The 13,516-nt window shown below is 70.9% G+C and carries 11 protein-coding genes; 4 read left to right on the top strand and 7 right to left on the bottom strand.

The window, feature by feature from the left end:
- Window positions 1-19: 19 nt before the first annotated feature.
- Window positions 20-1,444, bottom strand: a complete 1,425-nt coding sequence (gene glnA / locus GJ743_RS07435) for a type I glutamate--ammonia ligase (RefSeq protein WP_155051274.1) — start codon at window positions 1,442-1,444, stop codon at window positions 20-22.
- 138 nt (window positions 1,445-1,582) lie between these two features.
- Here glnA and GJ743_RS07430 point away from each other — a divergent pair, with 138 nt between their 5' ends.
- A complete protein-coding gene (locus tag GJ743_RS07430) occupies window positions 1,583-2,014 on the top strand; it encodes an RDD family protein (protein WP_328288905.1) in 432 nt (143 codons plus the stop codon).
- An 88-nt stretch (window positions 2,015-2,102) separates the two neighbouring features.
- Here GJ743_RS07430 and GJ743_RS07425 read toward each other — a convergent pair whose 3' ends face one another.
- The 3 genes from GJ743_RS07425 to lipB form a co-directional block, all read right to left on the bottom strand.
- On the bottom strand, window positions 2,103-2,825 hold the full coding sequence (locus GJ743_RS07425; protein WP_155051273.1) for a DUF4191 domain-containing protein: 723 nt from the start codon (window positions 2,823-2,825) through the stop codon (window positions 2,103-2,105).
- Window positions 2,826-2,914: 89 nt separating this feature from the next.
- Complete coding sequence (lipA, locus tag GJ743_RS07420) at window positions 2,915-3,904, bottom strand: lipoyl synthase (RefSeq protein WP_155051272.1); 990 nt, start codon at window positions 3,902-3,904, stop codon at window positions 2,915-2,917.
- Complete coding sequence (gene lipB, locus GJ743_RS07415; RefSeq protein WP_155051380.1) at window positions 3,901-4,542, bottom strand: lipoyl(octanoyl) transferase LipB; 642 nt, start codon at window positions 4,540-4,542, stop codon at window positions 3,901-3,903. Before lipB ends, lipA begins: the two co-directional genes overlap by 4 nt.
- Window positions 4,543-4,657: 115 nt before the next feature.
- Between lipB and GJ743_RS07410 the strand changes: the two genes are divergently transcribed.
- Window positions 4,658-6,316 (top strand): serine/threonine-protein kinase, encoded by a 1,659-nt coding sequence (locus GJ743_RS07410; RefSeq protein ID WP_155051271.1) that lies wholly within the window; start codon window positions 4,658-4,660, stop codon window positions 6,314-6,316.
- Here the strand turns inward: GJ743_RS07410 and sucB are convergent.
- From sucB to GJ743_RS07395, 3 genes are all read right to left on the bottom strand, one after another.
- Window positions 6,313-7,830, bottom strand: a complete 1,518-nt coding sequence (gene sucB / locus GJ743_RS07405; protein WP_155051270.1) for a 2-oxoglutarate dehydrogenase, E2 component, dihydrolipoamide succinyltransferase — start codon at window positions 7,828-7,830, stop codon at window positions 6,313-6,315. The genes GJ743_RS07410 and sucB overlap by 4 nt on opposite strands.
- Window positions 7,831-7,897: 67 nt before the next feature.
- Window positions 7,898-9,271 carry a dihydrolipoyl dehydrogenase gene (gene lpdA, locus GJ743_RS07400; protein WP_155051269.1) on the bottom strand — a complete coding sequence of 458 codons (1,374 nt, stop codon included), beginning with the start codon at window positions 9,269-9,271 and terminating at the stop codon, window positions 7,898-7,900.
- 94 nt (window positions 9,272-9,365) lie between these two features.
- The gene (locus GJ743_RS07395) at window positions 9,366-10,835 is read right to left on the bottom strand and encodes a leucyl aminopeptidase (protein WP_155051268.1); all 1,470 of its coding nucleotides are present in this window, start codon (window positions 10,833-10,835) and stop codon (window positions 9,366-9,368) included.
- Window positions 10,836-10,950: 115 nt separating this feature from the next.
- On the opposite strand from GJ743_RS07395, the gene GJ743_RS07390 reads away from it, so the two are divergent.
- Both GJ743_RS07390 and GJ743_RS07385 read left to right on the top strand, forming a co-directional pair.
- Window positions 10,951-11,868 carry a proteasome assembly chaperone family protein gene (locus GJ743_RS07390; protein ID WP_155051267.1) on the top strand — a complete coding sequence of 306 codons (918 nt, stop codon included), beginning with the start codon at window positions 10,951-10,953 and terminating at the stop codon, window positions 11,866-11,868.
- A gap of 283 nt (window positions 11,869-12,151) precedes the next feature.
- Window positions 12,152-13,513, top strand: a complete 1,362-nt coding sequence (locus GJ743_RS07385; protein WP_155051266.1) for an RNA polymerase sigma factor — start codon at window positions 12,152-12,154, stop codon at window positions 13,511-13,513.
- Window positions 13,514-13,516 lie beyond the last annotated feature (3 nt).

Below are 13,516 nucleotides of genomic sequence, written 5' to 3'. Positions count from 1 at the left end.
GGGGGATGGGGGAGAGAGTCTAGACGCCGTAGTACAGCTCGAACTCGAACGGGTGCGGACGCTGGGCCAGCGGCTTCAGCTCCTTCTCGCGCTTGTAGTCGATCCAGGTCTCGATGAGCTCCTTGGTGAACACGCCGCCCTCGAGGAGGAAGTCGTGGTCGGCCTCGAGCGCGTCGAGCACGGCGTCGAGCGAACCCGGCACCTGCGGGATGGCCTTGGCCTCCTCGGGCGGGAGCTCGTAGAGGTCCTTGTCGACGGGCTCGTGCGGCTCGATGCGGTTCTTGATGCCGTCGAGGCCGGCCATGAGCTGCGCGGCGAAGGCGAGGTAGGGGTTCCCCGAGGCATCCGGCGCGCGGAACTCGATGCGCTTGGCCTTGGGGTTCGTGCCCGTGATCGGGATGCGGATCGCCGCCGAGCGGTTGCCCGCCGAGTACACGAGGTTGACCGGGGCCTCGAAGCCCGGCACGAGGCGGTGGTACGAGTTCACCGTCGGGTTCGTGAAGGCGAGCAGGGCGGGGGCGTGGCGGAGGATGCCGCCGATGTACCAGCGAGCGACGTCGGACAGGCCGCCGTAGCCGGCCTCGTCGTAGAACAGCGGCTTGCCGTCGTTCCAGAGCGACTGGTGGGTGTGCATGCCCGAGCCGTTGTCGCCGAAGAGCGGCTTCGGCATGAACGTCGCCGTCTTGCCCCACTCGTTCGCGGTGTTCTTGACGATGTACTTGAACTTCAGGATGTCGTCCGCAGCGTGGACCATCGTGTCGAACTTGTAGTTGATCTCGCCCTGGCCGGCGGTGCCGACCTCGTGGTGCGAGCGCTCGACCTCGAGGCCGGCCTCGATGAGCTTGAGCACGATGTCGTCGCGGAGGTCGGCGTGCTGGTCGACCGGCGAGACGGGGAAGTAGCCGCCCTTGTACGCGGTCTTGTTGGCGAGGTTGCCGCCCTCTTCGGCGCGACCCGAGTTCCAGGCGCCCTCGCTGGAGTCGACCGAGTAGAAGCTCGCGTTCTGCTTCACCTCGTAGCGCACGTCGTCGAAGATGTAGAACTCGGCCTCGGGGGCGAAGAACGCGGTGTCGGCGATGCCGGTCGAGGCGAGGTACTTCTCGGCCTTCTTGGCGACCTGGCGCGGGTCCTTGCCGTAGATCTCGCCGTTGCGGGGGTTGTAGATGTCGAAGACCATGATCAGGGTCCGCTCGGCGCGGAACGGGTCGATGTAGGCCGTCGAGACGTCGGGGATGAGCTGCATGTCGGACTCGTGGATCGACGCGAAACCGCGGATCGACGAGCCGTCGAACAGCTGGCCGACGGTGAAGAAGTCCTCGTCGACGGTGGAGGCCGGGATGTTGAAGTGCTGCTGCACACCCGGGAGGTCGGTGAAGCGGATGTCGAGGAACTTGACGTCCGTCTCCTTGATGAACTTGAGGACTTCGGAAGAATCACTGAACATGTGACGGTGCTCCAAGGGAAGGTTGAGGGCGAGGACGCAGTCGTTCGACCGGTTGCGACGCTATCCGGACGGGGTTTCCCTCCCATGACACCGATGTTTCGACCGTGTTACACGGTGGCCGATCGGTAGACTCGTGCGGTGCCAGACCCCGCGACGCCGACCGGCGACATCCCACCCAGCACGTATCCGGGCGAACGCCTCGGCCTCCCCGAGGAGGGCATCGGCTCGGTCGGGCGCATCGGCCGCCGCATCGCGGCGCTCATGGTCGACTGGCTCATCGCGAACGTCATCGCTCTGCTCGTCGGCCCCTACGCGTCGACGGCGCAGTCGTGGGCGACGCTCGGCATCTTCGCGCTGATGCAGGTCCTCTTCATCCCCACGATCGGGGGAAGCGTCGGCCATCGCCTGCTCGGGATGCGCGTCGTGCCGATCCGCGGGGGATGGGTCGGGCTCTGGCGCCCGATCGTCCGCACGCTCCTTCTCGTCGTCGTCGTGCCCGCGCTCGTCTGGGACTCCGACCAACGCGGCTTCCACGACAAGGTCGCCGGCACGGTCCTGATCCGCGCCTGACCGGTCGGGCGTGCCCGACGAGCGGTGAGGGCGCAGACGACCGCGGCATCCGCTCTGGTGAACGGATGCCGCGGGGAGTCGTCGGAGGTCAGCGCATGCGACCGCGCTGCGGGCGCACCCGCATCGGGTCGACGCCCTTCGGGATGGGCAGCGGCGCCTGGAGCGAGTTGAGGCGGTTCGTGACCGCGAGCACCTCGGGCTTGGTGAGGCTGCGCTTGGTCTTCCGGAGCGTCGCGGCGAGGCGGTGCAGCTCGACCGAGCCCACCTCGTGCCCGACCGAGAGCGTGGTCACGGGAACGTTCGGGAGCACGCGCTCGACCTTGCGCTTCTCGTCGGCGAGCATGCGCTCGGTCCGCGAACGGGGCCCTTCGCTGATCAGTGCGACGCCGCCGCGCCCCACGGCGCGGTAGACAGCATCCTGCGTCTTGCCGTTCACCGCGACCGGCATCTCGTTGCCGACCCAGCTGCCACGGAGCCCGCTCCTGAGCACCGCGCCGACCGCACCGGGCTGGCCGTCGATCTGCGAGTAGGCGGCGCGCTCCGCGCGGCGACCGAGGATCACCAGCGCGATGAGCAGGCCCGCGAGGACGCCCGCGATGATCCAGAGGGCGATCGTGAAGCCGTTGCCGCCGCTCAGCCACAGGGCGAGGCCGAGGCCGACGGCGACCGGCGCCAGGAAGCCGAGGAGCATGAGCCACTGTGCGCTGGAGTCGTAGCGGCGGGTCATCTGGAAGACCTGCCACATCTGCTTCATGCGGCCGGGCTCCTTCGGGGGCTTGGGAGCGGACCCGGCGTCCTTGGTGCGTGCCATGCGTCAAGGATACCGGCGGCGACGGGGCCGCTCGGACCGCGAGTCGCGGATCCGTGCGGCCCCGTGCCATCCGTCGTACGCGGCCTCGTTCAGCCGACCGCCTGGGCGAATCCGAGCGATGCGTCGGCGAGGTGCGCGAGTTCCGGCGGGAGCTCGCGGCCCTTCGCGTGCATCGACTGCGCCCAGAGGCGTCCGGCGCGGTACGAGGAGCGGACGAGCGGCCCGGCGAGGACCCCGAGGAAGCCGATCTCCTCGGCCTCGGCCTTCATCTCCACGAACTCCTCCGGACGCACCCATCGCGCGACCGGCAGGTGGCGAGGGCTCGGGCGGAGGTACTGCGTGATGGTGATGATGTCGGTGCCGGCATCGTGCAGGTCGCGGAGCGCCTGCGAGACCTCCGCACGCTCCTCGCCCATGCCGAGGATCAGGTTGGATTTCGTGATCAGTCCCGCGTCGCGGCCCTGCGTGATCACATCGAGCGACCGCTCGTAGCGGAAGGCGGGGCGGATCCGCTTGAAGATGCGCGGGACCGTCTCGACGTTGTGCGCGAACACCTCGGGCCGAGCGGAGAACACCTCGCCGAGCAGCTCGGGATTCCCCGAGAAGTCGGGCACGAGGATCTCCACGCCGGTCCCGGGGGACTGGGCGTGGATCTGGCGGATCGTCTCGGCGTACAGCCAGGCGCCCTCGTCGGGCAGGTCGTCGCGCGCGACGCCCGTGACGGTCGAGTAGCGCAGCTGCATCCGGACCACGGACTCGGCGACGCGACGCGGCTCGTCGACGTCGTAGTCCGCGGGCTTTCCGGTGTCGATCTGGCAGAAGTCGCACCGCCGGGTGCACTGCGATCCGCCGATGAGGAAGGTCGCCTCGCGGTCCTCCCAGCACTCGTAGATGTTCGGGCAGCCCGCCTCCTGGCAGACCGTGTGCAGCTCCTCGCTCTTGACGAGCTGCTGGAGCTGCCGGTACTCCGGGCCCATCTTCGCGCGCGTCTTGATCCACTCGGGCTTGCGCTCGATCGGGGTCTCGGCGTTGCGGACCTCGAGGCGAAGCATCCGCCGCCCGCCGGGATCGGCGCTCATGCGGCCACCGCCGGGGCGAACTCGGCGTCGAGGCGTTCACGCACCGTGTCGGCGACGTCGGCCGGCGTCACGGTCCGTCCGAGCACGCGCGACATGGTGGTCACACCGGCATCGCGGATGCCGCACGCGACGATCTTTGTATAGGGCACGAGCGAGTTCGAGCAGTTGAGCGCGAAACCGTGCATGGTCACGCCCTCAGCGACGCGGATCCCGATCGCGGCGATCTTCTCCTCGACGCCGTCGTGGACGATCCATACGCCCGACCGACCGTCGACCCGGCGGCCGTCGATGCCGAACTCGGCGAGGACGTCGATCAGCACGCCCTCGAGACGGCGGACGTAGCCCACGACGTCGATCGGTTCGGCGAGGCGAAGGATCGGGTAACCGACGAGCTGGCCCGGACCATGCCAGGTGATTTTGCCACCGCGGTCGACATCGACGACGGGAGTGCCGTCGACCGGTCGTTCGTCGGGGGAGGTCCGCTTGCCGGCGGTGTAGACCGGCTCGTGTTCGAGGAGGATGACGGTGTCCGGTCGCTGACCGGAGACCACCGCCTGATGGACGGCGCGCTGGAGGGCGAGGCCCTCGCTGTACGGCACGGAGTTGGCGCTTAGCCCCGTGTCGACGTAGTCGAGCATGCCGTCCAGTCTAGGCGGCGTCCCGTCCTCCACCGTCCGGTCGGCGGAGCCGTCGTCCACGATGCGCGGTCCGGTCGCACCGCGCGCACGCAGCCCTGCGGCATCGTCGGTCCCCATGGCCCTCCGTTCGCGACGCACGGCCCGCTCCGGCGGTCCCCACCGCATCGACCCCGTTCCCGGCCCTCCGACCGCAGACCCGCCGAGCACGCCGTCCGCGGTGCTCGCGGGGTATCGGCTGCTTCGGCGGCTCGCGTGGGGCGAGCGAGCCGACGTGCACCTCGCGGTCGTCGAGCGACCCACCGGCGGGTCGCCCGACGAACCCGACCCCGCGCCCGTGCTCGTCGTCGTGCGCGTCTACGACGGCGCCGCCGATGACGAGGCGATCTCGATCGAGATCGAGGCCATGGAGCACGATCCCACCGGAACCGTGCCCCGCCTTCTCGACCTCGCGACGCTGGCGGACGGGCGCGCCTGCGTCGTCGTCGAACGCATCGACGGCCGGTCGCTCGCGTCGATGCTCGAGGCGGCGGACCTCTCGCCCGGGCAGGTCGTGACCGCGCTCGCGCCGCTCGTGGTCGCCACCCGAGACCTCGGGCGCCGTGGTCTCGTCCATTGCCGCCTCGCGCCGTCCGACGTGCTCGTCGACGGGATCGGTCGTCCGCGCCTGATCGGCCTGGGTGCGCTCGAGCGTACCGACGCACGCGTCGCCGCTCCGGAGCGCAGCGAGCGCACACGGCGGGCGCATGCGGCGCTCCTCGCCCTGATGGAGACGGTCGTGGCCGCGTCGAGCGCACCCGAGCGATTCCACTCGCCGATCGAGCTGGCGCGCGGCATGCTGCACGAGCGCCCGTTCCTTCCTGACCACGAAGCGATCGAGCGCGCCCTGTTCGCCGTCGCCGAGCCGACCCCGCTCGTCGTCCCGATCCGACCGGCCTACGCCGGCACCCTGCCGTCGCGTGCGGTGCCGGTCCCGATCGGACTCGATCGCACGACCCTCGACGCTGCGGTCGAGTCGCCGCACGCCCTCTCGACCGGCTCCGAGCCGTTCGCAAACGACCCGACCCCGCTCGGTTCGGGCGGGAGACGACGGAGTGCCGCACGCCGGCTGGCCGAGCTGGCGCAACTGCCCGGGCTCGCCGATGGGCTGGGGGAGGCGATCGGCGGAGGGGCCGGCGCGGCCGCGCGCCGGCGCGTCGCGGCGTGGATCCGACGCCGTCCGGCGGTGCTCGCCACGGGCGGCTTCGTGGGTGCGGGCGCACTCGTCCTGCTGCTCACCGCCGTGCCGCCGGCTGCCGCTGGTGCAGGCGGCTCCGAGGTCGCGGACCGGTCGCCGGTCGCGACGGCATCCGGACCACCGACGACCTCGCCGCCGGCGGACTGGGCGGAGACCGGTGGCGCGTCGGAGATCGCCGCCGCGGTGGAGCCGGGCGACGGAGAGGCCGACGACGGCGCGATCGGGACAGCGCAGGCTGATCCGGTCGAGGCAGCGGCCTCGCTGCTCGAGATCCGGGCGGGATGCCTCGCGGGCCGCGACCTGGCGTGCATCGCAGCGTACGCGCAACCCGGCGCTCCGATCGAGGCGCGTGACCTGGCCGCGATCGCGTCGAGCGAGCCGATTCCAGTGGAGACGGCCGACCTCTCGGCGATCTCGGTCACCGCGGAGCTCGGCGACGCGATCGTTCTGAGCGTGCCGTTCGCGGGTGAACGCGAACCGGCCTCGCTCCTCATGATGCGGAGCGAGGCCGGTTGGCGTCTGCGGGAATGGTTCGACTAGATGCCGAGGTCGCCCTCGAAGTCGCCCTCTTCGAGGCGAGCCTTGACCGCCGTCAGGAAGCGGGCGGCGTCGGCGCCGTCGATGATGCGGTGATCGTAGGACAGCGCGAGGTAGACCATCGAGCGGATCGCGATCGCGTCTGAGCCGTCCTCGGAGATCACGACCGGACGCTTGACGACGACGCCTGTGCCGAGGATCGCGGTCTGCGGCAGGAACACGACCGGCGTGTCGAACAGCGCGCCGCGCGAGCCGGTGTTGGTCAGCGTGAACGTGCCACCCGCGAGCTCGTCGGGCTTGAGCTGGTTGTTGCGGGTGCGCTCGGCCAGGTCGGCGATCTGCGCGGCGAGACCGGCGATGTCGAGCTCGCCCGCGTCGCGCACGACCGGCGTGAGCAGGCCCCGCTCGGTGTCGACCGCGATGCTCAGGTTCTCGCGCTCCGGGTAGACGATGGCGTCGCCGTCGACCGTCGAGTTGATGATCGGGTACGCGCGGAGCGCCTCGACCGCGGCCAGCGCGAAGAAGGGCAGGAAGGAGAGCTTGGTCCCGGTCTTCTCCTGGAACGTGCCCTTGACGCGGTCGCGCAGGCGCGCCACGCGGGTGACGTCGACCTCGACGACCGAGGTGAGCTGAGCCGTCGACTGCATCGAGACGACCGCGCGCTCGGCGACGACCTTGCGCAGGCGCGTCATCGGCTGCGTGGTGCCGCGCAGCGGGGAGGTCTCGAGCGGCTGGCGCTCGGCCTTCGGTGCGGGGGCCTCGCCCGCGGGAGCGGGGGCACCCGCCGAGATTACGTCCTGCTTGCGGATGCGCCCGCCGACGCCGGTACCGGTCACCGACGCGAGGTCGACGCCCTGCTCGTTTGCGAGCTTGCGGACGATCGGGGTCACGTAGCCGGAGGTGCCGGCGTGCGCGCCGCCCTGCTGGGCGGTCGGAGCCTGCTCCGCTACCGGGGTCGGAGCGGGGGCCGCGGGCTGCGCCGCCGGTGCCTGCTCGGGCGCCGGAGCGGGCTGAACCGGGGCCGCAGGCTGAGCAGGGGCCTCCTGGGCGGGCGCCTGCTGCGGGGCCGGAGCCGGAGCGGCGGGCGGCGCCTGCTGTGCCGGTGCCTCCTGCGGGGCGGGAGCGGGCTGAGCCGGAGCCTCCTGCGCGACGGGCTGCGGCGCGGGGGCCTCCTGCGGAGCGGGGGCCGGAGCCGGCGCGGCCTCGGCCTCGGGCGCGGCCTGAGCCTCCGGCGCGGCCTCGGCCTGCGGCTGCTCGGCGGGTGCCTCGCCGCCGCCCGAGCCGTCGCCGATGGTCACGAGCGCAGTGCCGACCTCGACGGTCTCATCCTCCTGGACGAGGATCGCCTCGATGACGCCCGCGACGGGCGACGGGATCTCGGTGTCGACCTTGTCGGTCGAAACCTCGAGCAGCGGCTCGTCGACCTCGACCCGGTCTCCCACGTTCTTCAGCCAGCGGGTGACCGTGCCCTCGGTGACACTCTCGCCGAGTGCCGGGAGGCTGACGGATTCGCTCATTCGCTTGTCTCCTTCACAGCGTGTGACGCGTTCTAGCTTATTGCAGTCGTATTTCGGCGCGACGGGGTCAGAGCGCGTGGAGCGGCTTGCCGGCGAGCTTCAGGAACGCCTCGCCGAGCGCCTCGTTCTGCGTCGGGTGCGCGTGGATCAGGGGGGCGATGTCCTCGGGGTACGCCTCCCAGTTCACGGCGAGCTGGGCTTCGCCGATGAGCTCGCCCACGCGGGCGCCGATCATGTGCACGCCGACCACGGGGCCGTCGTTGACGCGGACGACCTTGATCGATCCGCTCGTCTCGAGGATGTGGCTCTTGCCGTTGCCGGCGAGGTTGTACTCGTAGGAGGACACCTGGTCGGCGCCGAACTTCTCGGCCGCGCGCGCCTCGGTGTAGCCGACCGAGGCGACCTCGGGCTCGCAGTACGTGACCTTCGGGATGTTGACGTCTTCCACGATGATCGGGTTCAGGCCCGCGATCTCCTCGGCGACGAAGATGCCCTGCTGGAATCCGCGGTGGGCGAGCTGGAGTCCGGGAACGATATCGCCCACGGCGTAGACGCCGGGAACGCTCGTCTCGAGGCGCTCGTTCGTGATGACGAAGCCGCGGTCGACGGTGACGCCGGCCTCCTCGTAGCCGAGGTTCTGGGTGACCGGGCCGCGACCGACGGCGACGAGCAGGAGCTCGGCCTCGACGGTGTCGCCGTTCTCGAGCGTGACGACGACGCCGTCGTCGTGCTGCGTGACCCCCTGGAAGCGCACGCCGAGCTTGTACTCGATGCCGCGCTTGCGGAACGCGCGCTCGAGCTGCTTCGAGATCGACTCCTCCTCGTTCGGGACGAGGTGGGGGAGCGCCTCGATGATCGTGACCTCGGCGCCGAAGGAACGCCAGACGCTGGCGAACTCCACGCCGATGACCCCGCCGCCGAGGATCGCGACCTTGCTCGGGACGAAGTCGAGCTCGAGGGCCTGCTCGCTCGTGATGACGCGACCGGCGATGTCGAGGCCGGGAAGCGAGCGCGAGTACGAGCCGGTGGCGAGGACCACGTTCTTCCCGGTGAGGCGCTCGTCGCCGACGACGACGGTCTTGGGGCCCTCGAGGCGGCCCTCGCCCTCGAACACCGTGATGCCGCGCGCCTTGATGAGGCCCTGCAGTCCCTTGAACTTGCTCGAGACGATGCCCTCGCGGTACCGCGTCACCGCGGCGACGTCGATGCCCTCGAAGCTGGACTTGACGCCGAACTTCTCCGACTCGCGCGAGTTGTCGGCCACCTCGGCCGCGTGCAGGAGCGCCTTCGTCGGGATGCAGCCCCGGTGCAGGCACGTGCCGCCGAGCTTGTCCTTCTCGACGAGGGCCACGCTGAGGCCGAGCTGGACGGCGCGCAGCGCCGCTGCGTACCCTCCGCTGCCGCCTCCGAGGATGACGAGGTCAAAGTTCTGCTCGGACAAACGGAATCTCCCTTGCGCATCGGATCTGCGGCGCGAGTCACCCGGTTTCGTGGCCGGGGAACGTCTGGGGCGTGGATCGCCCCAGACGACTGTACTACCTGGCGGAGGCGCGCTCGCCCAGCGCGATGAGGGTGCGCACGGCCGCACCGGTGCCGCCCGCGCCGGTGAATCCCCAGGGCGCGGCGGTGTTGTAGGACGGCCCGGCGATGTCGAGGTGGGCCCACGCGATCCGGGGCGCGTCGTCCCCGTCGCGGCGGCCGACGAACTGCTGCAGGAAGACGCCCGCGAGCAGCATGCCGGGCACCACGGTGCCGAGCTTGGTGTTCGCCAGGTCGGCGACGTCGGACTTCAGCAGGGGGAGGAGGTCGTCGGGCAGCGGCATCGGCCAGGTGGGCTCGCCCGCGGCATCCGCTGCGCTGCGGACCTCGGCGACGAGGTCGTCCTCGCCCATGAGCCCGGTGATGCGGTTGCCGAGGGCGACGACCTGGGCGCCGGTGAGCGTCGCGACGTCGATGATCGCATCGGGCTGCTCCTCGCTCGCGGCGGCGAGCGCGTCGGCCATGACGAGGCGTCCCTCGGCGTCGGTGTTCAGCACCTCGACCGTGGTGCCGCCCTTCATGCGGATCACGTCGTTCGGCCGCGCCGCGGTGCCCGAGGGCATGTTCTCGGCGAGGCAGAGCCATCCGGTCACCCGCACGGGCACCTCGAGCTCCGCGAGCGCGACGATCGCGGAGAGCACGGCGGCCGCACCCGCCATGTCGGACTTCATGCCGACCATCGAGGCGCCGGGCTTCAGCGAGAGCCCGCCGGAGTCGAAGGTGATCCCCTTTCCGACCAGAGCGAGGTGAGCGGATGCCCCGGCCGGGGCGTACTCGAGGCGCACGAGTCGCGGCGGGCGCGACGAACCGCCGCCGACCGCGAGGATGCCGTTGAAGCCGCCCTCGGCGAGCGCGGCCTCGTCGTAGACGCGGACCATGATGCCGGCCGATTCGGCGGCCTGCGTCGCGAGGTCGGCGAGCACGGCCGGAGGCAGGTCGTTCGGGGCGGTGTTGACGAGGTCCTTCGTCCGCGCGACCGCGGCCACGACGCTCCGGACGCGGTCGAGGCGGACGGCGTCGGCGTCGTGCGCGGCGTGGAGGGTGAGCTCGTCGGGACCGGTCGGACCCTCGCGGTACTCGGTGAACGTGTACGCGCCGAGGGCGGCGCCCTCGACGAACGCCTCGGCGAGGTCGGCGTCGAGCCCGCCGCCGGCGAGCGCGACCGACGTCGTTGAGGCGAGGGCGCGGAGCGCGGCGCCGCCCGCGTGACGCAGCGACGCGGCATCCGTCGTCTCGCCGACGCCCGTCGCGACCACCAGGCCGTCGCCGTCGGGCGCCGGGAGCTTGGTGACCTCGTCGAGCCCGCCCTTGGCGCCCAGCCGCTCGAGGGCCGGGCCGACCCACTCGAATCCGCCGTCGACGAGGGGCGCGGGGCCGTCGCCGCTGCGGCGGACGGGCACGACGACGGCGTCGGCGTCGGAGGTCTCGGCGGGGGAGGACGTGAGTTCGATCGAGGGAACGGACATGGCTCGATCGTAGGTGTTCGCCCCGACCCGACCCGCATCCGCGTGTTCGCTCCGAGCGTGGCCGCCGCGACGTGCTCGCGGCCGGGTGCGGCCGGCCCGTCGGTACCCTTGACGTATGCGCGATCCCCGCTCCCTGTACGAGCTGAATGCCGACGTCGAGGTGCCCCTCGGACTCCCGCTCGTCGCCGGGCTCACGGGGTTCGCCGACGCGGGTTCGGCGGTCGCCCAGACGACGGAGTACCTGCTGACGACCCTCGACAGCGAGGTCGTCGCGACATTCGATGCCGACGAACTGCTCGACTACCGCGCGCGGCGGCCGGTGATCCTCTTCGAGGGCGACCACCTCACCGACTACCGGCCCCCGAGGCTCTCGCTCGACCTGGCGCGCGACGAGCTCGGCCAGCCCTTCCTGCTGCTCACGGGGTTCGAACCCGACTTCCAGTGGGAGCGCTTCGGAGCTGCCGTGCTCGGGCTCATCGAGCGCTTCGAGGTGTCCTCGACCACGTGGATCAACTCGATCCCGATGCCCGTGCCGCACACGAGGCCGATCGGCGTCACCGTGAGCGGGAACCGGACCGACCTCATCGAGGCGATGTCGGTGTGGCGGCCGACGACTCAGGTGCCGGCCAACGCGCTACATCTCGTGGAGTACCGCCTCCAGACGCAGGGGCACCCGACGACGGGCTTCGTGCTGCTGGTGCCGCACTACCTCTCGGACGCGGAGTTCCCGTCTGCCGCGGTCACCGCGCTCGAGGCGGTGAGCGCATCGACCGGTCGCATCTTCCCGACGGATTCGCTGCGCGAGCAGGGGCGCGAGTTCACGGCGCGGATCGACGAGCAGGTCGCCGAGAACGGCGAACTCGCCAAGCTGGTGCACACGCTCGAGGAGCGTCACGACGACTACATGGAGGGCACGAGCCTGCGCTCGCCCCTCACCGACGAGGACGGCGAACTCCCGTCCGCCGACGAGATCGGCGCCGAACTCGAGAAGTTCCTCGCCCGGCGGCGCAACCGGGACGCCGGCGACGACTGAACGCGGTTCACGGGGAATGCCGGCACGGCGCCGGACGTTGGACTGTGTGCAGGTCGAATCGCGCCCCGGAACCCGTGTCGTCGCGGGCGGTCGACGCGTCGCGGCCTGTATAATGGGGGGAAGGACCCGTTCTGGTCCGCCGTGCGACTCACGTCGCCTCCGCTGCGGACTTGACATGGGTCCTCATCGTGTCCGAAATCACCGGGTCGCGACGCAGTCAGACCGCACGGCCGCCCACCCAGGGGCAGGCGCCGCGCGACGGTGAGGAAGAGGTTCAGTACACATGGCAGCCAAGACCACCACGCCGACGACCGACGAGTCGGCCGAGGCGCCTCGCGCCGCGGGTTCGACCAAGCGGGCGCCGGCGTCGAAGTCGACGAAGGCCACGGCCACCAAGGCCGCATCCGCCAAGAGCACCGCATCGAAGAAGAGCGCCACGACGGCGTCGAAGACGCCCCGTACGTCGACCGCGAAGGGCGGCAAGGCGAAGAGCACCAAGGCGAAGGGTGTCGACGGCGCCGACGAGGAGGAACTCGACGAGGACGCCGAGCTCGAGGATGCCGCCGATGAGGCGACCGACACGTCGGGCGCCGAGGAGTCGACGGATGACTCGAGCGACGACGAGGAGGCCAAGCCCGCGGCCGTCGAGCCCCACCCGACCGGCGCGATCGTGCTCCGCGCGTCCGACGACGAGGACGAGATCCCCGTCTACTCGACGACGATCACCGGCGCGACGGCCGACCCGGTCAAGGACTACCTCAAGCAGATCGGAAAGGTCGCGCTGCTGAACGCGGCCGAAGAGGTCGAGCTGGCGATGCGGATCGAGGCGGGCCTCTTCGCCGAGGAGAAGCTCTCGCACATGTCGGACGCCGAGAAGCGCTCGCAGCTCGGCCGCGAGCTGCAGTGGGTCGCCCGCGACGGGCAGCGCGCGAAGAGCCACCTGCTCGGCGCGAACCTCCGTCTCGTGGTCTCGCTCGCCAAGCGCTACACCGGTCGCGGCATGCAGTTCCTCGACCTGATCCAGGAGGGCAACCTCGGCCTCATCCGTGCGGTCGAGAAGTTCGACTACACCAAGGGCTTCAAGTTCTCGACCTACGCGACGTGGTGGATCCGCCAGGCGATCACGCGCGCGATGGCCGACCAGGCCCGCACCATCCGCATCCCGGTGCACATGGTCGAGGTCATCAACAAGCTCGCCCGCGTGCAGCGCCAGATGCTCCAGGACCTGGGCCGCGAGCCCACGCCGGAGGAGCTGTCGAAGGAACTCGACATGACCCCGGAGAAGGTCATCGAGGTCCAGAAGTACGGCCGCGAGCCGATCTCGCTGCACACCCCGCTCGGCGAGGACGGCGACAGCGAGTTCGGCGACCTGATCGAGGACACCGAGGCGGTCGTCCCGGCCGACGCGGTCGGCTTCACGATGCTGCAGAAGCAGCTCGAGTCGCTGCTCGACTCGCTGAGCGAGCGCGAGGCCGGCGTCATCCGCATGCGCTTCGGCCTCGGCGACGGCATGCCGAAGACGCTCGACCAGATCGGCGACACCTTCGGCGTGACGCGCGAGCGCATCCGCCAGATCGAGTCGAAGACGATGGCGAAGCTCCGCCACCCGTCGCGGTCCCAGTCGCTCCGCGACTACCTCGAGTAGGCC

Origin of the sequence: Agromyces bracchium (assembly GCF_009709675.1) — a bacterium.
Taxonomy (GTDB): domain Bacteria; phylum Actinomycetota; class Actinomycetes; order Actinomycetales; family Microbacteriaceae; genus Agromyces; species Agromyces bracchium.
The sequence above is the reverse complement of the archived record's forward strand: the minus strand, read 5'-3'. Positions and strand labels throughout refer to the sequence as shown.

What these genes read in the sequence shown, in the direction of transcription:
- GJ743_RS07425 (WP_155051273.1), bottom strand. Translation starts at nt 2,825, where the DNA reads ATGGCACGCACCAAGGACGCCGGGTCCGCTCCCAAGCCCCCGAAGGAG.
- GJ743_RS07390 (WP_155051267.1), top strand. Translation starts at nt 10,951, where the DNA reads ATGCGCGATCCCCGCTCCCTGTACGAGCTGAATGCCGACGTCGAGGTG.
- GJ743_RS07395 (WP_155051268.1), bottom strand. Translation starts at nt 10,835, where the DNA reads ATGTCCGTTCCCTCGATCGAACTCACGTCCTCCCCCGCCGAGACCTCC.
- GJ743_RS07410 (WP_155051271.1), top strand. Translation starts at nt 4,658, where the DNA reads ATGGCCCTCCGTTCGCGACGCACGGCCCGCTCCGGCGGTCCCCACCGC.
- lipB (WP_155051380.1), bottom strand. Translation starts at nt 4,542, where the DNA reads ATGCTCGACTACGTCGACACGGGGCTAAGCGCCAACTCCGTGCCGTAC.
- sucB (WP_155051270.1), bottom strand. Translation starts at nt 7,830, where the DNA reads ATGAGCGAATCCGTCAGCCTCCCGGCACTCGGCGAGAGTGTCACCGAG.
- lipA (WP_155051272.1), bottom strand. Translation starts at nt 3,904, where the DNA reads ATGAGCGCCGATCCCGGCGGGCGGCGGATGCTTCGCCTCGAGGTCCGC.
- GJ743_RS07385 (WP_155051266.1), top strand. Translation starts at nt 12,152, where the DNA reads ATGGCAGCCAAGACCACCACGCCGACGACCGACGAGTCGGCCGAGGCG.
- glnA (WP_155051274.1), bottom strand. Translation starts at nt 1,444, where the DNA reads ATGTTCAGTGATTCTTCCGAAGTCCTCAAGTTCATCAAGGAGACGGAC.